At 37.3% G+C, this 21,526-nt stretch carries 20 protein-coding genes and 12 tRNA genes; 30 read left to right on the top strand and 2 right to left on the bottom strand.

Annotation, left to right across the window (positions count from 1 at the left end):
* The first annotated feature begins 9 nt into the window (after window positions 1–9).
* The 11 genes from AC1Q8M_RS26060 to uvsE all read left to right on the top strand — a co-directional run bounded on the left by AC1Q8M_RS26060 (window position 10) and on the right by uvsE (window position 12,728).
* Window positions 10–126, top strand: coding sequence for a DUF3948 family protein (locus tag AC1Q8M_RS26060; RefSeq protein WP_000654250.1), 117 nt, complete (start codon window positions 10–12; stop codon window positions 124–126).
* A gap of 43 nt (window positions 127–169) precedes the next feature.
* Window positions 170–280: a DUF3948 family protein gene (locus AC1Q8M_RS26055; protein ID WP_141532532.1), complete on the top strand. Its 111-nt coding sequence runs from the start codon at window positions 170–172 to the stop codon at window positions 278–280.
* Between the two features lie 419 nt (window positions 281–699).
* The gene (gene hppD / locus AC1Q8M_RS26050) at window positions 700–1,818 is read left to right on the top strand and encodes a 4-hydroxyphenylpyruvate dioxygenase (protein WP_053565411.1); all 1,119 of its coding nucleotides are present in this window, start codon (window positions 700–702) and stop codon (window positions 1,816–1,818) included.
* Between the two features lie 66 nt (window positions 1,819–1,884).
* Complete coding sequence (locus AC1Q8M_RS26045; RefSeq protein ID WP_086422752.1) at window positions 1,885–2,841, top strand: fumarylacetoacetate hydrolase family protein; 957 nt, start codon at window positions 1,885–1,887, stop codon at window positions 2,839–2,841.
* The gene (locus AC1Q8M_RS26040; RefSeq protein WP_014481934.1) at window positions 2,807–3,979 is read left to right on the top strand and encodes a homogentisate 1,2-dioxygenase; all 1,173 of its coding nucleotides are present in this window, start codon (window positions 2,807–2,809) and stop codon (window positions 3,977–3,979) included. Before AC1Q8M_RS26045 ends, AC1Q8M_RS26040 begins: the two co-directional genes overlap by 35 nt.
* Window positions 3,980–4,211: 232 nt before the next feature.
* Window positions 4,212–5,627, top strand: a complete 1,416-nt coding sequence (gene bcaP, locus AC1Q8M_RS26035) for a branched-chain amino acid transporter BcaP (protein WP_000809371.1) — start codon at window positions 4,212–4,214, stop codon at window positions 5,625–5,627.
* Between the two features lie 109 nt (window positions 5,628–5,736).
* Window positions 5,737–7,008: an MDR family MFS transporter gene (locus AC1Q8M_RS26030; protein WP_098365672.1), complete on the top strand. Its 1,272-nt coding sequence runs from the start codon at window positions 5,737–5,739 to the stop codon at window positions 7,006–7,008.
* 243 nt (window positions 7,009–7,251) lie between these two features.
* Window positions 7,252–8,337, top strand: a complete 1,086-nt coding sequence (locus AC1Q8M_RS26025; RefSeq protein WP_000161433.1) for a D-alanine--D-alanine ligase — start codon at window positions 7,252–7,254, stop codon at window positions 8,335–8,337.
* 63 nt (window positions 8,338–8,400) lie between these two features.
* The gene (gene murF / locus AC1Q8M_RS26020) at window positions 8,401–9,777 is read left to right on the top strand and encodes a UDP-N-acetylmuramoyl-tripeptide--D-alanyl-D-alanine ligase (protein ID WP_000595969.1); all 1,377 of its coding nucleotides are present in this window, start codon (window positions 8,401–8,403) and stop codon (window positions 9,775–9,777) included.
* Window positions 9,778–10,082: 305 nt separating this feature from the next.
* Entirely contained in the window at window positions 10,083–11,672 is a 1,590-nt protein-coding gene (gene cshA, locus AC1Q8M_RS26015) for a degradosome RNA helicase CshA (protein ID WP_000206602.1), read from the top strand.
* Between the two features lie 93 nt (window positions 11,673–11,765).
* Window positions 11,766–12,728, top strand: a complete 963-nt coding sequence (gene uvsE, locus AC1Q8M_RS26010) for a UV DNA damage repair endonuclease UvsE (protein WP_000961146.1) — start codon at window positions 11,766–11,768, stop codon at window positions 12,726–12,728.
* Here the strand turns inward: uvsE and AC1Q8M_RS26005 are convergent.
* Window positions 12,721–13,293 carry a rhomboid family intramembrane serine protease gene (locus AC1Q8M_RS26005; RefSeq protein WP_000908525.1) on the bottom strand — a complete coding sequence of 191 codons (573 nt, stop codon included), beginning with the start codon at window positions 13,291–13,293 and terminating at the stop codon, window positions 12,721–12,723. The genes uvsE and AC1Q8M_RS26005 overlap by 8 nt on opposite strands.
* A 93-nt stretch (window positions 13,294–13,386) precedes the next feature.
* Between AC1Q8M_RS26005 and acpS the strand changes: the two genes are divergently transcribed.
* The 6 genes from acpS to AC1Q8M_RS25975 all read left to right on the top strand — a co-directional run bounded on the left by acpS (window position 13,387) and on the right by AC1Q8M_RS25975 (window position 19,327).
* Window positions 13,387–13,746 (top strand): holo-ACP synthase, encoded by a 360-nt coding sequence (gene acpS, locus AC1Q8M_RS26000; protein WP_098361494.1) that lies wholly within the window; start codon window positions 13,387–13,389, stop codon window positions 13,744–13,746.
* Between the two features lie 93 nt (window positions 13,747–13,839).
* Window positions 13,840–14,853, top strand: a complete 1,014-nt coding sequence (locus tag AC1Q8M_RS25995) for a LolA family protein (RefSeq protein WP_000830133.1) — start codon at window positions 13,840–13,842, stop codon at window positions 14,851–14,853.
* Window positions 14,854–14,970: 117 nt separating this feature from the next.
* The gene (alr, locus tag AC1Q8M_RS25990; RefSeq protein WP_000390593.1) at window positions 14,971–16,140 is read left to right on the top strand and encodes an alanine racemase; all 1,170 of its coding nucleotides are present in this window, start codon (window positions 14,971–14,973) and stop codon (window positions 16,138–16,140) included.
* 308 nt (window positions 16,141–16,448) lie between these two features.
* Window positions 16,449–16,736, top strand: a complete 288-nt coding sequence (locus AC1Q8M_RS25985) for an antitoxin EndoAI (protein WP_000004570.1) — start codon at window positions 16,449–16,451, stop codon at window positions 16,734–16,736.
* Window positions 16,737–16,740: 4 nt separating this feature from the next.
* On the top strand, window positions 16,741–17,091 hold the full coding sequence (gene ndoA / locus AC1Q8M_RS25980; protein ID WP_000635965.1) for a type II toxin-antitoxin system endoribonuclease NdoA: 351 nt from the start codon (window positions 16,741–16,743) through the stop codon (window positions 17,089–17,091).
* A 67-nt stretch (window positions 17,092–17,158) separates the two neighbouring features.
* Complete coding sequence (locus AC1Q8M_RS25975; protein ID WP_000426207.1) at window positions 17,159–19,327, top strand: Tex family protein; 2,169 nt, start codon at window positions 17,159–17,161, stop codon at window positions 19,325–19,327.
* A gap of 57 nt (window positions 19,328–19,384) precedes the next feature.
* Here AC1Q8M_RS25975 and cmpA read toward each other — a convergent pair whose 3' ends face one another.
* Window positions 19,385–19,501 carry a cortex morphogenetic protein CmpA gene (gene cmpA / locus AC1Q8M_RS25970; RefSeq protein ID WP_001143640.1) on the bottom strand — a complete coding sequence of 39 codons (117 nt, stop codon included), beginning with the start codon at window positions 19,499–19,501 and terminating at the stop codon, window positions 19,385–19,387.
* Window positions 19,502–19,696: 195 nt separating this feature from the next.
* On the opposite strand from cmpA, the gene AC1Q8M_RS25965 reads away from it, so the two are divergent.
* The 13 genes from AC1Q8M_RS25965 (at window position 19,697) to AC1Q8M_RS25905 (ending at window position 21,447) form a co-directional block, all read left to right on the top strand.
* Window positions 19,697–20,155, top strand: coding sequence for a SprT family protein (locus AC1Q8M_RS25965; protein ID WP_000503730.1), 459 nt, complete (start codon window positions 19,697–19,699; stop codon window positions 20,153–20,155).
* A 113-nt stretch (window positions 20,156–20,268) separates the two neighbouring features.
* Window positions 20,269–20,343: transfer RNA gene (locus tag AC1Q8M_RS25960), tRNA-Asn, on the top strand.
* A 3-nt stretch (window positions 20,344–20,346) separates the two neighbouring features.
* Window positions 20,347–20,437: transfer RNA gene (locus tag AC1Q8M_RS25955), tRNA-Ser, on the top strand.
* A gap of 8 nt (window positions 20,438–20,445) precedes the next feature.
* Window positions 20,446–20,520 (top strand) — tRNA-Glu (locus AC1Q8M_RS25950).
* 4 nt (window positions 20,521–20,524) lie between these two features.
* Window positions 20,525–20,600 (top strand) — tRNA-Val (locus AC1Q8M_RS25945).
* A 26-nt stretch (window positions 20,601–20,626) separates the two neighbouring features.
* Window positions 20,627–20,703, top strand: a tRNA-Met gene (locus AC1Q8M_RS25940).
* Window positions 20,704–20,706: 3 nt separating this feature from the next.
* A tRNA-Asp gene (locus tag AC1Q8M_RS25935) sits at window positions 20,707–20,782 on the top strand.
* Between the two features lie 86 nt (window positions 20,783–20,868).
* Window positions 20,869–20,943: transfer RNA gene (locus tag AC1Q8M_RS25930), tRNA-Gln, on the top strand.
* A gap of 5 nt (window positions 20,944–20,948) precedes the next feature.
* Window positions 20,949–21,021: transfer RNA gene (locus AC1Q8M_RS25925), tRNA-Lys, on the top strand.
* A 17-nt stretch (window positions 21,022–21,038) separates the two neighbouring features.
* Window positions 21,039–21,121, top strand: a tRNA-Leu gene (locus AC1Q8M_RS25920).
* Window positions 21,122–21,217: 96 nt separating this feature from the next.
* Window positions 21,218–21,294: transfer RNA gene (locus AC1Q8M_RS25915), tRNA-Arg, on the top strand.
* 4 nt (window positions 21,295–21,298) lie between these two features.
* Window positions 21,299–21,375, top strand: a tRNA-Pro gene (locus tag AC1Q8M_RS25910).
* Window position 21,376: 1 nt separating this feature from the next.
* Window positions 21,377–21,447: transfer RNA gene (locus AC1Q8M_RS25905), tRNA-Gly, on the top strand.
* The last annotated feature ends 79 nt before the right edge of the window (window positions 21,448–21,526 follow it).

Below are 21,526 nucleotides of genomic sequence, written 5' to 3'. Positions count from 1 at the left end.
GAAGGGAGAATGAAAGATATGAAAGAGCAAGTATTACAAGTAACAAAAGGTGACTTCGTAGGATCAGCAAGTGGAGCAGTAGTATTAACAGCATTAATCGTATTTCTATCAAGTGTATTAGTATAATAGAAGTTTTAAATCAAACAAAAATGGAAGGAGAATGAGGGATATGAACAGTGAACAAGTGTTTCAAATAACAAAAACAGATTTATTAGGATCCTTAGGTGGAGCGGTAATATTAACATCATTTATTCTATTCCTTGCAAGTGTATTAGTATGATATATGTAAATACAACCATTCAAAAAAAATAAAGACTCTAACGTATTAGTAAGTAGTTAATATGTTGGAGTCTTTTTTATTTTCTTCTTATATACCTTCAAGTATTAAAGTTACCTCATTATTTAGCATCCATGGCTAATTAGACGCTGCGGTTGCAACTTGATTCAACGAGTAATCAAAAATCCACTGAGTAAAAGCCTGATTGGTGAGGGCTGATTAAAGTTTCACTTTATTTCAAAGAGAAAAAAGTCGAATTTTATATGTAAGAAAAAAAGAGGAATTTGACAGAAAAGATAGAAAATTTTAAAGGTCAGAATTTGTTAGCTTGCTAACTAATTTCTATTTATTTATGTTGGAAGCGTTTTCGGTTGGTTTTAAGTATGGACCATTTAATCTATTTACAGGGGGATGAAGATATTATGAAACAAAAATCTATGGATACGCTAGCTGCACAAATGGAGGACTTTTTTCCAGTACGTGATGTAGATCATTTAGAATTTTACGTAGGGAATGCAAAGCAATCGAGTTATTATCTTGCGAGAGCATTCGGATTCAAAATTGTGGCTTACTCTGGATTAGAAACTGGAAACCGTGAAAAGGTATCTTATGTTCTTGTGCAAAAAAATATGCGTTTTGTTGTGTCTGGAGCTTTAAGTAGTGAAAATCGTATTGCAGAGTTTGTAAAGACTCATGGTGATGGCGTGAAGGATGTGGCACTACTTGTTGATGATGTTGATAAAGCATACTCAGAAGCAGTGAAACGTGGTGCCGTCGCAATTGCTCCACCAGAGGAATTAACAGATGAGGACGGTACATTGAAAAAAGCAGTTATTGGTACGTATGGTGATACAATTCATACGCTTGTAGAGCGTAAAAATTATAAAGGGGCATTTATGCCAGGATTCGAAAAGGTAGAGTTTAATATTCCATTTGAAGAGTCTGGCTTAATTGCTGTCGATCATGTAGTTGGTAATGTTGAAAAAATGGAAGAGTGGGTTAGTTATTACGAGAATGTCATGGGCTTTAAACAAATGATTCATTTTGATGATGATGATATTAGTACAGAGTATTCGGCTTTAATGTCGAAAGTTATGACAAATGGAAGCCGTATTAAGTTTCCTATTAACGAACCAGCAGACGGAAAGAGAAAGTCACAAATTCAAGAGTATCTAGAATTCTATAATGGAGCTGGTGTACAGCATCTTGCTTTATTAACAAGTGATATTGTTAAAACGGTTGAAGCGCTTCGTGCAAATGGGGTGGAGTTTTTAGATACACCTGATACTTATTATGATGAGTTAACTGCACGAGTTGGAAAAATCGATGAAGAAATTGATAAATTAAAAGAATTAAAGATCTTAGTAGATCGTGATGATGAAGGTTACTTACTACAAATCTTTACGAAACCAATTGTAGATCGCCCGACTTTATTTATTGAAATCATTCAACGTAAAGGTTCTCGTGGATTTGGTGAAGGAAACTTTAAAGCGTTATTCGAATCAATTGAAAGAGAACAAGAGCGTCGCGGAAACTTATAAGATTTATATCCACCAGCAAAAGTCCCTTTGCTGGTGGAAATTTCATTTTTATAAGGAGGAATCAGGATGAAATTTGTTACATTTCGTCTTCCTTCAAAAGAAATACGGGCTGGATGGCTTGAAGGTGACAAAGTAATAGATATGAATCTTGCTAGTGAAGGGAAAATCCCTTCTTCTATAATGGCTTTTTTAGAGAAAACGGATGAGTATGTAGAAGTAGTGCGGAATATTAAGAATCCAAATAAGGGTATATATGCTTTAGAAGAAGTACAATTGACAGCTGCTCTTCCTAATCCGAGTAGTATTCGAGATTTTTACGCATTTGAACAACATGTAAAAACAGCTCGTGGACGAAGAGGACTAGATGTTGTGCCTGAATGGTATGATATTCCGGTTTTTTATTTTACTAATCATCGTGCTGTAATTGGTTCCGGTGATTTTGTAATTGGTCCGAAAAAGTCTAAAAAGCTTGATTACGAGTTGGAGATTGCTTGCGTAATAGGAAGAGAAGGGCGAAATATTTCTCGTGAGCAAGCAGAGGAATATATTTTTGGTTATTGTATTATGAACGACTGGAGTGCGAGAGACTTACAAGCAACAGAAATGAAAGTAGGTCTCGGTCCTGCGAAAGGAAAGGACTTTGCAACTTCGTTAGGAGCACATCTTGTTACGAAAGAGGAATTAGATGTTTATCGTAATGGTGATCGATATGATTTAGAAATGACTGCTCATGTAAATGGAAAACTATTATCAAAGGGAAACTTCCAAGATATTTACTATACATTTGCTGAAATGATTGAACGTGCTTCAGAGGACGTGACGTTATATCCAGGAGATGTGATTGGTTCTGGGACAGTAGGAACAGGCTGTATTTTAGAACTTGGTACAGAAGAGTGGCTACAAGATGGAGATGTTGTAGAGCTGTCGATTACTGGTTTAGGTACACTACGTAATACGATCAAAAAAGAAAAGGAAGCGGGTGATGGGCATGTTTTATCGTCACATGGGAGAACTACCTCATAAACGACATGTACAATTTCGTAAAAAAGATGGATCGCTTTATCGTGAACAGGTAATGGGAACGAAAGGATTTTCTGGTACGCAGTCTATTTTGTATCATCACTATATGCCAACAGAAGTAGGTCATTCTGCATTATCGCATTCTTGTCAGTTGCAGTATGAAGAGGATGTTGCTCTTTCTCATCGCCACTTCCGAACGAAAGAAAATAAAAAAAGTGGTGATGCAATAAGTGGACGAAATTTCATACTTGGAAATGAAGATTTGTTAATTGGAGTAGTGAGCCCAACAGAAAAAATGGATTATTTCTATCGTAATGGTGATGGCGACGAAATGTTATTTGTTCATTATGGAACAGGGAAAATTGAAACGATGTTTGGAACGATACACTATAGAAAAGGCGACTATGTAACGATCCCAATTGGAACGATTTATCGTGTTATTCCAGATGAAGGTGAGACTAAGTTTCTCGTTGTAGAGGCGAATAGCCAAATTACAACGCCGCGTCGTTATCGAAATGAATATGGACAATTGTTAGAGCATAGTCCGTTTTGTGAAAGAGATCTTCGTGGTCCAGAAAAATTAGAGACCTATGATGAAAAAGGCGAGTTTGTCGTAATGACAAAGTCAAGAGGCTATATGCATAAACATGTTTTAGGACACCACCCGTTAGATGTTGTTGGATGGGATGGCTATTTATATCCGTGGGTATTTAATGTAGAGGATTTTGAACCAATTACAGGGCGCATTCATCAGCCACCGCCAGTACATCAAACATTTGAAGGGCATAATTTTGTTATTTGCTCTTTCGTACCACGTTTATACGATTATCATCCAGAGTCAATTCCGGCACCATATTATCATAGTAATGTTAATAGTGATGAAGTTCTTTACTATGTAGAAGGAAACTTTATGAGTCGCAAAGGTGTGGAAGAAGGTTCTATTACACTTCATCCGAGCGGAATTCCCCATGGGCCGCATCCGGGGAAAACAGAGGCAAGTATAGGGAAGAAAGAGACACTTGAATTAGCTGTTATGATAGACACATTCCGTCCGCTTCGTATTGTAAAACAAGCACATGAAACAGAAGATGAAAAGTATATGTATAGCTGGATTGAACAAGGTTCATATACTGTGAAATAAGTAAAAAAAGGCATGCTCTCAATAAGGGAGCATGCTTTTTTGTGGAATCGACATGTATAATAATACCAAAAAGAGTTGTCGAAAGATATATAGAAAGAATGATAAGGATAGTGCATATTCAGAAGAATTTCTACTTGTTTCGACAAAAGTATTGACTAGGAAAAGCGTAATGAGTAAAATAAAAAAGCGAATTAAAAATTTTCAGAAAATTTAAAACTTGGAGGAGTGAAAGATGAAGCAAATTTTTCAAAAGAAGCCAATTGCAAAGTTAATGCAAGAAAGTAAGCAAAAAACGTTAGCAAGAACATTGGGCGCGCTAGATTTAACTATGCTTGGAATCGGAGCAATTGTTGGAACTGGTATTTTTGTTCTAACGGGTGTTGTGGCAGCGAAACATTCTGGGCCAGCTATTATATTATCATTTGCGATTGCCGCGCTAGCTTGTGCTTTTGCTGCATTTTGTTATGCTGAATTTGCTTCTTCAGTTCCTGTCTCGGGCAGTGTGTATACGTATACATACGCGACGATGGGGGAAGTATTCGCATTTTTAATTGGCTGGGACTTAATGCTTGAATATTTACTTGCTACATCTGCTGTAGCAAACGGTTGGTCTGCATATTTTCAATCTTTATTAAAGGGGTTTGGAATCCACATTCCGACTATTCTCTCCTCGGCTCCTGGTACAGGAAAGGGTGGGATAATTGATCTACCTGCAGTTCTAATTATTTTAGTGATGACAGTTCTTTTATCTAGAGGTGTTCGTGAAAGTGCACGAGTAAATAACGTTATGGTATTTATTAAAATAGCAGTTGTTCTTATTTTTATTTTTGCTGGTTTTAATTATGTGAAACCTGAAAACTGGACGCCTTTTATGCCATTTGGTTTAGATGGTGTAATGGCTGGAGCGGCCACAGTATTCTTTGCATTTATAGGATTTGATGCAGTTTCAACAGCGGCAGAAGAAGTGAAACGTCCGCAACGTGATTTACCAATTGGTATTATTGCATCGTTATTAATTTGTACAGTTCTTTATATCGTTGTTTCGCTTATTTTGACAGGAATTGTTCCATACGGCCAGCTAAATATATCAGATCCAGTTGCTTTTGCACTGCAATTTATTGGACAAGATGGCTTAGCGGGGGTAATTTCAGTAGGAGCAATTACAGGGATTACAACAGTAATGCTAGTTATGATGTATGGGCAAGTTCGTGTTTCTTATGCGATGAGCCGAGATGGTTTATTACCGAAGCGTCTTGCTAAAGTTCATCCGAAATTTAAAACGCCATTTTTAAATACATGGACAACGGGAATTATTGCGGCACTGATTTCAGGATTAATAGATTTAAATGTTTTAGCACATCTTGTAAACATGGGGACATTGTCAGCATTTGCACTCGTAGCTGTTGCGGTAATTGTAATGAGAAGAACCCATCCAGACTTACCAAGGGCATTTAAGGCTCCGCTTGTACCATTTTTACCAGCGTTAACAGTGATTTTCTGTTTATACTTAATGCTTCAATTATCGGGGACAGCATGGATTAGTTTTGGGATATGGATGGTTATTGGTATAGCGGTTTACTTCTTATATAGCCGAAAACATAGTGCTTTAAATAATAGTAAAAAAGAAGAAGATGTTGCGAATTTATAAGCGAAAAAAATCCATTCTAATTCTGTTAGAATGGATTTTTTTATTTGAAAATTTACATTTTTCTGAACTTATTATAAGATAATTGTTGGCTAACTAAAGGAGTGAAATGATGAAAAATACGTGGCGTGAGTTAAGGGAGATGGACCGTAACGTATGGATTCGATTTATTGGAGAGACGTTAAATGGAATTGCAATGATGATGTTAATGCCTTTTTTTGCATTATATTTAAAAGATAAGGTAGATTCGTTGTTGGAAGTTGGGGTTATTATGGCGCTTTCTCCAATTGCTGCAAGCTTTGGTTCACTTATAGGAGGGAGAATTGCTGACATATATGGAAGAAAGCCGATTATGATATTTTCTATGGCAAGTAATGCATTATTAATGCTCGGTTTTCTATTTATAGAAGGATTTATTCCATATGCAATTTTATCTATTTTTTTAGGATTGAGTAATTCTTTATTTCATCCAGCTGCATCAGCTATGGTCGCAGATGTAACGGCACCAGAAAAAAGAACAGAGGCATATGGTTTATTACGAATGGGACACAATATAGGTGCTGCGATTGGTCCGATAATGGGAGCATCAGTAGTTGTGTTGTCAAAGAATCTTGTGTTTATTATTGCCTCTTCTACAATGCTATTTTATGCGTTACTTGTATTACTTCTTATTCAAGAGACGATGCCAAAGAGGACAGATAAGGAAGAACATAAAGAAAAGGAATCTGGGGCAGTTTGGAAAATTGTCATGCGAGATAAGGCATTAATGATTTACTTATTAGCAGGTATTATCATTTCGATGGGGTTTTCTCAAACAGAAGGCATGTTGCCACTACATTTTGATAACGAAATGAAGCTTATTTTTGGAGCGAATAATCCATATCCATATTTAATGGCGTTAAACGGACTATTAGTTGTTTTATTCCAATTTCAAATTTCAAAATGGGCTACGGATAAACCAGTCGGGAAGACGATGTTATATGGTGCATGTTTGTTCGGGATTGGATTATTTTTTATAGGGTGGTTACCGAAGTGGTTTGGAGAGTTTAATACAAATGCTACAGTTATTTTAATAACACTACTGTTCGTTTATGCTATATATACGTTAGGTGAGATGATTATGTCGCCTGTACAGATGACATTTGTAGCAAACTTGGCCCCTGAGCATTTGAGAGGGACTTATATGGGCGCTGCAAGTTTGCAGTGGATTACAGGAAGCGCATTTGGTCCACTTTTGGGAGGCTTTTTATTAGATCGATTACTTGGCCACTTGCTATTTACAATTTTAGCTGTAGGATGTGTAGTTGCAGGTATTGTATATATTTCTTTAGATCGCCTTGTTGAGCAAAGGCAAAAAGATACACTAACCAAACAATCTTCTTAGTAAATAGGTGACATACACAAAAAAGGGGATTTCTACATATTTTAGGTACATAACTAGATAGGATTACCATTTCATTTTAAAATTCACCTTTGTATAGTAGTGGAATAGAAAAAGTGTAGAAAACCAATAAGTAGTGTCATTTAATTATTTGTGGAAGTTACATTTTATTTCAAATAGGAACTACCTATTTTTATAAAAAGTGCTAAAATAGAAAAATGAAAACAATTGGTTAGGGTGATTTCAGTGACAAAAATTAAATTAGGTTTATTATATGGTGGAAAATCAGCTGAGCATCAAGTTTCGTTACAGACGGCTCTTGCTGCTATTAAAGCGTTAAATCAAGATAAATTCGAGATTCATCCAATTTATATTACAGAACAAGGTCAATGGGTACGTGGTGAGCGTATTGAAGGTGAAGTAACAGATGTTGAAGCTTTAAAAATGAGTAGTGCAGAAAATGCGATTTCTCCGTTATCATTAAGTACAGAGATTATTCCATCTGCAGCTTCTGAGGAAAACGCTATTGACGTTATTTTCCCATTACTACATGGACCAAACGGTGAAGATGGAACGGTTCAAGGATTATTAGAATTGATGAATATTCCTTATGTAGGAAATGGTGTTCTAGCGTCATCTGCTGGTATGGATAAAGTTGTTATGAAAAACATCTTTGCAGAGGCTGGTTTAAAACAAGCAAAATATGCGTCTTTCATTCGCAGTGCATGGGAAAAAGATCGCCAGGAAGCTTATTCTAAAGTAGAAGATAAGTTAGGATATCCTTGTTTCGTAAAACCAGCAAACCTTGGTTCAAGTGTTGGTATTAATAAGTGTAAAAATCGTGAAGAACTTGAGAATGCATTTGTAGAGGCATTCCAATTTGATCGCAAAATTATTGTAGAAGAAAATATTGTAGGTCGTGAAGTAGAAGTTGGGGTACTAGGTAATGATGAGCCGAAATGTTCAGTTGTAGGTGAAATCGTTCCGAAAAAGGACTTCTATGATTATAAGTCGAAATATATCGATGGTGATACGGCGTTAATTATTCCAGCTGAAATGACAGAAGAAGAATCTGATGTGATTAAGCGTGATGCAATTATTGCGTTCCAATCATTAGATGGTGCAGGCTTAACGCGAGCTGATTTCTTCTTAACGAAAGACGGAGAAGTGTATATTAACGAAGTAAACACTATGCCAGGATTTACACCGTTTAGTATGTTCCCTCTATTATGGCAACATACTGGGTTACCGTATCCAGAGTTAATCGAAGAGTTAATTCGTTTAGCGATTGAACGTCACGAAGAAAAACAAAAAATTAAATATACAATCTAACAAAAAAAGGAGGAAGCACTATTCGTAGGAATAGTGCTTCCTCTATGTAAGGAGCGTTTCTATATGATAAAGCGAATGTTAAAGCAAGTAGAACAGATGGTAAATGGTACTGGATTAGCAGAGCAATATGAGGGAACTATTATTCAAGGCGTGTCTATTGATACGAGAAAAATTGAAAAAGGAAACTTATATGTTCCGATTCAAGGGGAGCGTTTCGATGGACATGCTTTTGTAGATAAAGCAGTTGAAAATGGAGCTGTAGCTACATTGTGGATGAAAGATGTAGCAAATCCACCCGAGAATCTTCCGGTTATTTTTGTAGAAGATACGCTATCTGCACTGCAAATGTTAGCGAAAAACTATCGCGATCAATTGGATGTTAAAGTTGTTGGTGTGACAGGTAGTAACGGTAAAACATCCACGAAAGATATTGTGACAAGTATTCTCGCGACTAAGTTCAAAGTTCAAAAAACAGAAGGAAATTTCAATAACCATATTGGGTTACCTCTCACTATTTTAAACTTAGAAGAAAATACAGAAGTAGCTGTATTAGAAATGGGTATGTCAAGCCGAGGAGAGATTGAATTTTTATCTAAGTTAGCTCGTCCTAATGCAGCTATCATTACGAATATTGGTGAAGCACATTTAATGGATTTAGGATCTCGTGAGGCCATTGCTGAAGCGAAATTAGAAATTGTTACAGGGTTACAAGAAGGTGGCGTGTTCGTATATAATGGAGATGAGCCGTTATTAACGAATCGTGTTCCTGAAATGAATTTAGCAGCGGAAACAGTTACGTTTGGTGATGCAAGAGCCAACGATTACTATCCAACAACTGTAACATTACAGGCAACTGGGACACATTTTAAAATGAATAGAGATGAAAATATTTCATTCTACCTACCGGTGTTAGGAAAACATAATGTGTACAATACACTTGCTTCAATGGCAATTGCGACACATTTTGGTGTGACGTGGGAAGAAATGAAACAAGGTTTAGTAACACTTCAAATGACGGGCATGCGTATGGAGATTGTAAAAACGGATAGTGGATTAACAATTATCAACGATGCTTATAATGCAAGTCCGACGGCTATGGAGGCAGCATTCCATTTAATGAATGGTTTAGATGGATTTACTAAAAAAATCGTTGTGCTTGGTGATATGTTAGAACTTGGAAATCAAGAAGTGCAGTTCCATTATGAGGTAGGTAAATTAATCGATCCAGCAAAAATCTCACATGTATTCACATACGGTAGATTAGGAGCTCAAATTGCTGAAGGAGCAAAAATTAATTTCCCTAATGAACGTGTAAAGGCGTATGATAATAAAGAAGAGTTAGTAAGAGATTTACAAGCAGTAGTCGATGCGAAAGATGTTGTATTAATAAAAGCATCTCGCGGTATGAAATTAGAAGAAGTAATTACGATGTTGAAATAATTGGTGTATATAAATAGGGATGATAGTCACGAAAATAGAAGAAACTTATAATAAGCGCTTACAGTAAATGATAAAAAAATAAAAGTAAAGAAAAAGGCCCTGAATATAAAATAAGGTAACAGTTGGGTTTGCTTTTTACACATACAAAACTTATAATTGATAAAGTGTAATAACGTTTAGAAGTATTTTCGTGAAGAATATACGCCCGGTTATATACGTGAGCATTCAGGAAAAGGGCTTTTCCGCAAATTCGGAAAACGCCTTTTTTTAAATGATAAGTATAGGATAGAAAAGGAGAAGTAACATTGACAACATTTCGAGAATTAGGATTAAGTGAGTCTTTACTGCAATCGGTTGAAAGTATGGGCTTTGAAGAGGCTACGCCGATTCAAGCTGAAACAATTCCACATGCATTGCAAGGTAAGGATATTATTGGGCAAGCGCAAACAGGTACAGGGAAAACAGCAGCATTCGGATTACCACTATTAGATAAAGTGGATACAAATAAAGAAGCAGTTCAAGGTATTGTTATCGCGCCAACGCGTGAATTAGCAATTCAAGTTGGAGAAGAGCTATACAAAATTGGTAAACATAAACGTGTTCGTATTCTACCAATTTATGGTGGTCAAGATATTAACCGCCAAATTCGTGCTCTAAAAAAACACCCACACATTATTGTTGGTACGCCGGGTCGTATTTTAGATCATATTAACCGTAAAACACTTCGCTTACAAAACGTAGAGACTGTTGTTCTTGATGAAGCGGATGAAATGTTAAACATGGGCTTCATTGAAGATATTGAAGCGATTTTAACAGATGTGCCAGAAACACATCAAACATTATTATTCTCAGCGACAATGCCAGATCCAATCCGTCGTATTGCTGAGCGTTTCATGACTGAGCCTCAACACATTAAAGTAAAAGCAAAAGAAGTAACAATGCCAAACATTCAGCAGTTCTATTTAGAAGTGCAAGAAAAGAAAAAGTTTGACGTGTTAACACGCTTACTAGATATTCAATCTCCAGAGCTTGCGATCGTATTCGGTCGTACAAAGCGTCGTGTTGATGAATTATCAGAAGCATTAAACTTACGTGGTTATGCAGCAGAAGGTATTCATGGTGACTTAACACAGGCGAAACGTATGTCTGTATTACGTAAATTTAAAGAAGGTGCTATTGAAGTTCTTGTTGCAACAGACGTTGCTGCACGTGGTCTTGATATTTCAGGCGTAACACACGTATACAACTTCGATATCCCACAAGATCCAGAATCATACGTTCACCGTATCGGTCGTACTGGCCGTGCAGGTAAAAAAGGTATTGCAATGTTATTTGTAACACCACGTGAATCAGGACAATTAAAAAATATCGAGCGTACAACAAAGCGTAAAGTTGATCGTATGGAAGCACCGACACTTGATGAGGCATTAGAAGGTCAACAACGTTTAATCGCTGAAAAACTTCAAAGCACAATCCAAAATGAGAACTTATCATACTACAAGCGTATTGCAGAAGAAATGTTAGAAGAGAATGACTCTGTAACAGTAGTAGCTGCTGCTTTAAAAATGATGACTAAAGAGCCGGATACAACTCCGATCGCTTTAACATCAGAACCACCAGTTGTTTCAAGAGGTGGCGGTTCTAAAAAACGTGGCGGTAACGGAGGCGGATACCGTGATGGTAACCGTAATCGTAGTCGTGACGGACGTGGCGGTGGCGATGGTCGTAACCGTGATGGACGTAATCGTGACGGAAACCGTGATCGCAATCGTGATGGAAACCGTGATCGTAATCGTGATGGTGGTAGTCGAGGTCGTAGAGGTGAAGGTCAAGGTCGCCCAGGATCTTCAAATGGACGCGGCGAAAGAAAACATCATAGCCGTCCACAAGCTTAATAAAAAAGAGAATGTCCTTTGTTGGCATTCTCTTTTTTTATTTCTGTAATTGTGCATACTACATAGTAGTTATGATAGAAAAGGGGCTGTTATATGCTTGTAAGGCTTGGTTACGTTGCGATGAGTGTGCATTTGAAGAATGCATCCCCATCTCAAACGATGACGTACGCACAGTTTCAGAAAATAGATGATCGTGATGCTGCAATTCGTAAACTTGAAAGAATTGCTAATTCCAATTTGGAAAATTGTTTACGTTTATTAAAGCATAATAAGGGACATGACATATCTTTCTTTCGGCTTAGCTCTAAGCTCATTCCTTTAGCAAATCATGAGGAATTGCTAGAGTGGAACTATATTCGTCCTTTAAAAGAAAAATTGAAAGAATTAGGTGAATATGCAATTCATATGAATATGCGAATTGATTTCCATCCAGATCATTTTGTTGTACTAAATTCACCTGAGGAGAGTGTTTTTAAACAATCTGTAAAGACATTGCAGATGCACAAAAAATTATTAAAAGGCATGGGGATTGAACATAAGCAACGATGTGTACTACATGTTGGAGGAGGGTATAAAGATAAAGAACTTGCATTAGAGCGTTTTATAGAGAATTGGTCTAATGTCCCAAGGGGTATTCAAGAAATGATTATATTAGAAAATGATGATACAACTTTTACGTTAGAGGAAACATTATATTTAGGAGAAAAATTAGATATTCCCGTCGTGTTTGATTTGCATCACCATATGATGAATAATGAGCAAGAAGATTGGTATGAAGATTGGGCACGTGTTGTTCATACGTGGGAAACATCTTTGTTACCGGTTAAAATGCATATCTCTAGCCCTAGAGAGGGAAAAGATCCAAGAGCTCATGCAGATTATATTAATGTAGACGCATTTTTATCTTTTTTAAGAAGGATAAAGGGAAGTGTTCCGCAAATTGATTGTATGATTGAGGCGAAGATGAAGGATGAGTCTTTATTTCAATTAATGAGGGATTTAAGCGAACAGGTAGATGTAGAAATTATCGATGGTGCAAGCTTTTATATTAAATAAGCTTTGCACCATCGTTTTTTTTTGTTAAAAAAGGAGTTAAAATGCCGCCGGTTATTAAACCTGTTAAATGACTGATCGGATTGGCGGAAGGATTAAAGAAAGTAAATAGCAGTAATAGAAGTATCATAATTGAGAAAATGGCAATTTCTTTTGGTTTTGAAGAGCGGTATCGATTGTACAATAAAAATAATTGTGCGCCTAATAGTCCGAAAATACCACCTGATGCACCTGCGTGAATATATTCAGGAGGCATAATAATATAAGAAGAAATATTTCCAGAAATTCCAGAAAGAAAAAATAGAATAAAAAAAGAAAAGTGTCCGAGTTGCTTTTCGATAGAAGAACCAAGTGCAAACAAAAAAATACTATTAGAAAGAAAATGTTGTAAGTCTACGTGTACCAGAAGGGAAGTTATGACACGCCACCATTCTCCTTTAGCGATATATTCATTAGAGGCTGCCAGTGGGAAGAGGAAAAAGTCGCCTAATATCATCATGACTAAGTGAATAAAAAGTAAGGTGAGAATAGTCGGTTGTAAAGAAATCTGAGTAGATCTTATTAGCATACGGTTACTATCACCCCTTTTGCATCAGAAAGATTCTCTGTTATTCTTATCAATATGAAAGAAGAAAGTTAAATAGAAGAAGGGGATTTTGAAATGATTATAGGGATTGGAATCGATATTATTGAATTAAATCGTATTGAAAAAATGCTAGATGGAAAGCTTAAATTTATGGAACGTATTTTAACAGAAAATGAACGTAATGTTGCTATGGAGCTGAAAGGAAGTCGTCTTACAGAGTTTGTAGCTGGAAGGTTTGCAGCGAAAGAGGCGTATTCAAAAGCTGTAGGTACTGGTATCGGGAAAGAAGTGAGCTTTTTAGATATTGAAGTGAAAAATGATGAAAGAGGTAAGCCGATTCTGATTACAAGTACAGAGCATGTTGTTCATTTATCAATTAGTCATAGTAAGGAATTTGCTGTTGCTCAAGTTGTTTTAGAAAGCTCGTCACGCTAGTCTGCATATTTTATATCTTTGTCTCATATATTTGAGGTAGCGATAAGGAAGGTACATCTTCCATTCATTTATAGGGGCAAAGGGGCTGAAGTGATGAAAAGGCGTCTGTTTTTAGTTCTTGTCGGTTTGTTGACCGTTTTTGTGTTGGCGGGTTGTGTGGAAAAGAAACAAGATGATGTCGTGAGAGATTTAGAGGCGAAAGTAAAAGGGATGAAAAGTTATCAAGCTGAAGCGAAATTATCTATTAAAACAGGAAATGAGCCTCAGGAGTATAATGTAGAGATTTGGCATAAGGAACCGTCTTTTTATCGTGTGAATTTAAAGAATGCAAAAAAAGATCAGAGCCAAATCATTTTAAGAAATGAAGAAGGTGTATTTGTATTAACGCCAGCACTTAATAAGAGCTTCCGTTTTCAAAGTGATTGGCCGCAAAATAGCAGCCAGGCTTATTTATATGAATCACTTGTAAGAGATATTTTGCAGGATAAGAAAAACCTTACTTTCGAGAAAACAGATAAGTATTATATTTTTAAAACAAAAACAAACTATCAACATCAAAATATGTTGCCGAAACAAGAGATTACGCTGAAGAAGAGCGATTTGACTCCAGTTTCAGTGAAGTTAATGGATAATGATCAAAATGTTCTTGTAAAAGTAGATTTCTCTAAGGTGAAATTCGATGCGAAATTTGATAAAGGTGCATTTGATACGAAACAAAATATGTCTAGAGCGCAGGTAGATGTTCAAACAACAGCGAAAGAAGACAAACCGTTTGCTATTTTGTATCCACTTGATACACCGCAAGGTATGACTCTGCAAGATGAAAAAGAGTTGAAGACAGACAGTGGCAAGCGTGCGATACTCACATACACTGGAAATAAGAAATCCTTTACTTTAATACAAGAAAAGGCAAAAGTTGCAGAGGCTTCATCAGCGGTAAGTGTAAGTGGAGAACCAGTTGATCTTGGGTTTACGATTGGTGCATTGACGAAAGACTCTGTAACGTGGTCGCATAACGGAGTAGAATATATGCTCGTGTCTAAAGGTTTAGAGCCGAAGGAGCTACTAATGGTTGCTCGTTCAGTTACAGCGAAGCAGGTGAAGTAGACTTCTTAGACGTGGTGATATATGTGCACCACGTCTTTTCTTAGTTTGAAGGTGGATTTCATAAAAGAAGCATATAAAAGAATAAGCTTCGCATATCGTGTATAAGGAAGTGTATTTATGGAAGAAGCACCATTTTACCGTGATACTTGGGTGGAAGTGGATTTAGATGCTATTTATAACAATGTTACGCATATTAAAGAGTTCATCCCAAGTGATGTAGAGATTTTTGCTGTAGTTAAAGCAAATGCATATGGGCACGATTATGTACCGGTGGCTAAAACGGCATTAGAAGCGGGTGCAACAAGGTTAGCAGTTGCTTTTTTAGATGAAGCTTTAGTGCTTCGGAGGGCTGGTATTACTGTGCCGATTTTAGTGTTAGGTCCCTCGCCGCCGCGTGATGTAAATGTAGCTGCTGAAAATGATGTAGCGCTAACTGTTTTTCAAAAAGAATGGGTGGACGAAGCAATTAAACTTTGGGATGGTTCATCTGTAATGAAATTCCATATTAACTTTGATAGTGGTATGGGGAGAATTGGAATACGTGAAAGAAAAGAACTGAAAGCATTTTTAAAGAGTTTAGAAGGTGCACCGTTTTTAGAGTTAGAAGGAGTATACACGCATTTTGCAACGGCAGATGAGGTTGAGACTTCGTATTTTGATAAGCAATATAATACGTTCTTAGAGCAGTTAAGTTGGTTGAAAGAATTCGGAGTGGATCCTAAGTTTGTCCATACAGCTAATAGTGCTGCCACGTTACGTTTTCAAGGGATTACATTTAATGCAGTGCGAATTGGGATTGCAATGTATGGATTATCTCCTTCTGTAGAAATACGTCCTTTTTTACCATTTGAATTAGAACCGGCGCTATCACTGCATACGAAAGTAGCTCATATTAAACAGGTGATTAAAGGTGATGGAATTAGTTATAACGTCACTTATCGAACGAAAACTGAAGAATGGATCGCGACTGTAGCGATTGGTTATGCAGATGGATGGCTTAGAAGATTACAAGGATTTGAAGTGCTTATAAATGGTAAAAGGGTACCGATTGTAGGGCGAGTAACAATGGATCAGTTCATGATTCATCTTCCTTGTGAAGTGCCGCTTGGTACGAAAGTTACGCTTATTGGAAGGCAGGGAGATGAGTATATTAGCGCTACAGAGGTTGCGGAATATTCAGGGACTATTAATTATGAAATTATTGCAACGATCAGTTTCCGTGTACCAAGAATATTTATACGGAATGGTAAGGTTGTAGAGATAATTAATTACTTGAACAATATATAGAAGGTAGCATGATTGCTTCTTGTCATTAGAGTGACTGTTCATTGCTGGATAATAAGCTCTTTTTGATGAGAAGCTTTTTACTTATAATCATTTTTTATATAAGTTACACGTAAGTTTTGAAGAGGAGTTCTATTGTTTTTAGTTAGTTATGAGATAAAAAATTTAAGAAGATGAATGTTTTGTTTATGAATTGGAAAACATAAGCAAGGAATAAGGAAGTCTTTGCAACAGGCTCCATACAATGGTATTATTACAATAGGTGTCATATATATATTTGGGTGTGTAGTTGACGGTGGAGGTGTATTTTTGTGTCCGAATCAAGTGTAACTACTGAAATCGTGGTTCGGTTGCCAAAGCAAATGGTAACGGAATTGGACGGAATTGGAAAACAAGAGAATAAGAATCGCCATGAACTAATTTGCCAGGCAACACAATTGTTATTGCGTCAACATAAGACGAAGAAACGCTACCAACATGAATCAATGCGACGTGGGTATATTGAAATGGGAAAAATTAATCTTGGTATTGCATCTGAAGCTTTCTTAGCGGAGTATGAAGCAGCTCATACAGTAGAACGCTTAGTTAGCGGGGGGTAATATTTTGATTGTAAAACGCGGCGACGTGTATTTTGCAGACCTTTCCCCAGTTGTTGGTTCTGAGCAAGGAGGCGTTCGTCCGGTTCTTGTCATTCAAAATGACATCGGAAATCGTTTTAGTCCAACGGTGATTGTAGCGGCTATTACTGCACAGATTCAAAAAGCAAAATTACCCACTCATGTGGAAATTGATGCGAAAAAGTATGGTTTTGAGAGAGATTCTGTTATTTTACTTGAGCAGATTCGAACAATCGATAAGCAACGCTTAACGGACAAAATCACTCATTTAGATGAAGTGATGATGAGTCGTGTAGATGAAGCGTTACAAATTAGTTTAGGACTAATAGATTTTTAAATCGGCAGTTTAAGTTGCTCTCTTTGAAGGGCAACTTTTTTTATTATAGAGGAGGTTACGGTTGTATATGGAAATGGTAGATAATCGACAAGCGTTAATGAAAATGTTAGTGAAAGAATTAGGCTTTAGCGAAAAGCAAGTTCGTCATGTTATTCAATTAACAGAAGAAGGTAACACAGTTCCATTTATTGCTCGTTACCGAAAAGAATGGACAGGCTCTTTAGATGAGGTGCAAATTCGTGCGATTTTAGAGAGATGGCAATATATGATGCAACTTGAAGATAGGAAGGAAGAAGTTATTCGTCTTATTGATGAGAAGGGAAAACTGACAGGAGAGCTGAGACAGCAAATTGTTAAAGCTACAAAGTTGCAGGAAGTAGAAGATTTATATCGTCCATATAAAGAGAAAAGAAGAACGAAAGCAACGATTGCAAAAGAAAAAGGGTTAGAACCGTTAGCTGAATGGTTGTTGTTATATAAGAAAGAAGATCCGGCTAAAAAGGCAGTGGAATTTATTAATGCAGAGAAAGAAGTGCAATCTGCAGAAGAAGCTTTACAAGGTGCACAAGACATTATTGCAGAAATGATTTCAGATGAAGCTACGTATCGTAGTTGGATTCGAAATATTACTTTTAGAAAAGGTATTATGTCTTCGTCTGTAAAAGGTGAAGAAAAAGATGAAAAGAATATATATGAAATGTATTACAGTTATGAAGAACCATTGCAAAAAGTAGTACCACATCGTGTATTAGCAATGAATCGTGGTGAGAAAGAAGATATATTGAGAGTTTCTGTTGTCCCACCAGTAGATGAGATATTAAATTTCTTATATAAGAAAGTAATTCGTGATAACGATTCTAAAAGTGCGCATTATGTACAATTAGCGATTGAAGATGGTTATAAACGATTAATTCAATCTTCAATTGAAAGAGAAATTCGTAAAGAATTAACAGAAACAGCTGAAGAACAAGCGATACATATTTTCTCTGAGAACTTACGTAACTTATTATTACAACCTCCGATGAAAGGGAAAGTCGTGCTAGCAGTAGACCCGGCATATAGAACTGGTTGTAAATTATCTGTAGTAGATGATACGGGGAAAGTACTACATATTGATGTTATTTATCCGCATCCGCCTGTTCGTAAATATGATGACGCAAAAACGAAAGTTCTTTCTATTATAGATAAATATCAAGTTGAAATGATTGCAATTGGTAATGGGACAGCATCTAGAGAAACAGAGGAATTTATAGTAGATGTATTACAAAGTGTGAAACAGGAAGTCTTTTATATTATTGTAAATGAAGCGGGTGCTAGTGTATATTCAGCTTCTGATTTAGCTCGTGAAGAATTCCCGAATTTACAGGTTGAAGAGAGAAGTGCCGTTTCTATTGGAAGACGTCTGCAAGATCCACTGGCTGAACTTGTGAAAATTGATCCTAAATCAGTTGGGGTTGGACAATACCAACATGATGTATCTCAAAAGAGATTGAATGAGTCATTAACATTTGTAGTAGAGACAGCTGTTAACCAAGTTGGGGTTAATGTAAATACGGCTTCGGTTGCATTGTTACAATATGTTTCAGGTTTATCGAAAACTGTTGCGAAAAATATTGTGGCAAAGAGAGAAGAGGATGGGAAATTCACAAAGCGCACGGAATTAAAGAAAATCCCACGTTTAGGTGCAAAGACGTACGAACAATGTATAGGTTTCTTGCGTATATTAGAAGGAGCGAATCCATTAGATCGAACAGGTATTCATCCCGAACAATATAAAAATGTTGAATTGTTATTGAAGAGTTTAGGGTTATCGATAGATGACGTAGGACAACCGCAATTACAAAAGAGATTGGAAGAAGTAGAGATTTCTAAGTTGTCTCAAGAAACGGGGGTTGGGGAGCCGACGTTAGTTGATATTATAGATGCGCTCATTAGCCCAGAACGAGATATGAGGGATGAGTTGCCTAAACCACTTCTGAAAAAAGGGATTTTGAAATTAGAAGATTTAAAACGTGGTATGGAACTAGAAGGAACAGTGCGTAACGTTGTTGATTTTGGTGCTTTTGTTGATGTAGGCGTAAAGCAAGATGGTTTAGTGCATATTTCTAAGCTTAGTAAACAGTTTGTAAAGCATCCGTTAGATGTTGTATCAGTAGGACAAATTGTAAAAGTATGGGTAGATGATATTGATACAAAAAAAGGACGCGTTGCACTATCTATGTTGCCGATTGAATAGTAAGAGAAGAGAGCAGATGAAACTGCTCTTTTTTTATAGAATAAAAAGTGTAATGGATTATGAGTTTTGATGTATTTTGCTATAATAAAACCAGCATTCATTTAGCAATTTAATTTGATACCGGTTTTTTTCGAAATATGCACGTTGCATCTGTTTTTTTAGCCACGTAGGCATAGGAATCCCTCCTTGTTTAATCCTACTCTCAAAAATCTAAAGTGCTATTGATGAGAGGTTGGTGAGTGGATTTCTATTCATGTTGTGTTTTTAGAAACCACGCGTCTTGAATGAGGATGGGTATATGTACTATTTAATATATGTATAAGAAGCGTGAAAAGTGTAAAAATATTTTTTTGTTTAGGAGGAATGAGAATGGGCGAGGGAGAAATTCAACGGCTAGTGGAAGAAGTATCGCTACAATACTTCGGAATGCCGTTTTTACATAAAGCAACGTTCAATAGTAGGCTGCGTACAACTGGTGGGCGTTATTTGTTGAAGAGTCACAATGTTGAACTGAATTATCGATATTACGAAATGTATGGTAAGGAGGAGTTAATCGGAATCATCAAACATGAACTGTGTCATTATCACTTGCATATTACAGGAAGAGGGTATAAGCACAGGGACAGAGATTTTCGTGAGTTGTTAAAGAAAGTTGATGCACCTCGTTTTTGTAAACGAATGATTAATGAAGAGAAGGAAAAAAAGATTTATAAGTATGAATGTATGGAGTGTTTACTTCAATATGTAAGAAGGCGTCAAATAAATACAAAAAGATATGTCTGCGGAAAGTGTAAAGGGAAACTCAAACCGATATCGAAAACATCTTGACAGTAAAAACGCAATCCAGTATATTATAAACATGTCACGTTTGAACAAGATGTTGTTAAAAACTTCTTGACTTACAGAAAGAATTTTTATAAGATACAAATTGTCTTCATTATTCCGCAGTAGCTCAGTGGTAGAGCTATCGGCTGTTAACCGATCGGTCGTAGGTTCGAGTCCTACCTGCGGAGCCATACAGAGAAGTACCCAAGTGGCTCAAGGGGCTCCCCTGCTAAGGGAGTAGATCGCTAACGCGGTGCGAGGGTTCGAATCCCTTCTTCTCTGCCATACATATTGGCCCGTTGGTCAAGTGGTTAAGACACCGCCCTTTCACGGCGGTAACACGGGTTCGAATCCCGTACGGGTCACCACTTCGGAGGATTAGCTCAGCTGGGAGAGCACCTGCCTTACAAGCAGGGGGTCGGCGGTTCGATCCCGTCATCCTCCACCATATGAATTTTATATGAATAGTATTATCGCGGGGTGGAGCAGTACGGTAGCTCGTCGGGCTCATAACCCGAAGGTCGCAGGTTCAAATCCTGTCCCCGCAACCAAATGGTCCCGTGGTGTAGTGGTTAACATGCCTGCCTGTCACGCAGGAGATCGCCGGTTCGACCCCGGTCGGGACCGCCATTTTAACTTCTGCTAATTGGCAGTTGTTTTTTATTGGACATTATGGTACAATAACATTTGTCTTTGAAAATAAGATATTTTTTCGATGGGCTATAGCCAAGCGGTAAGGCAACGGACTTTGACTCCGTCATGCGCTGGTTCGAATCCAGCTAGCCCAGCCATTTACGAGCCATTAGCTCAGTTGGTAGAGCATCTGACTTTTAATCAGAGGGTCGAAGGTTCGAATCCTTCATGGCTCACTTTTTGTTTTTTCCGCGCGGTCGTGGCGGAACGGCAGACGCGCTAGGTTGAGGGCCTAGTGGGGGAAACCCCGTGGAGGTTCAAGTCCTCTCGGCCGCATCAAAAAAATCTTAAAAAAGTACTTGCATTTGAAAATGTAGTGTGATAAGATAATTGAGTCGCCAAAATACAACGACGAAAAAACATCATGAATAAGCGCCCGTAGCTCAATTGGATAGAGCGTTTGACTACGGATCAAGAGGTTAGGGGTTCGACTCCTCTCGGGCGCGCCAATTACGGGAAGTGGCTCAGCTTGGTAGAGCACCTGGTTTGGGACCAGGGGGTCGCAGGTTCAAATCCTGTCTTCCCGACCACGCGGGTGTAGTTTAGTGGTAAAACAAGAGCCTTCCAAGCTCTGGTCGAGAGTTCGATTCTCTTCACCCGCTTTTAGTTCTTTGAAAACTGAACGAAACAAACAACGTGAAACGTCAATTTTTATTTTTAGATGCTAGACAAACTAACTTT

It is taken from the genome of Bacillus sp. GW823-FHT06A10, assembly GCF_058795375.1.
Note: the sequence above shows the minus strand (reverse complement) of the source record. Positions and strands in the feature narration are given on the sequence as shown.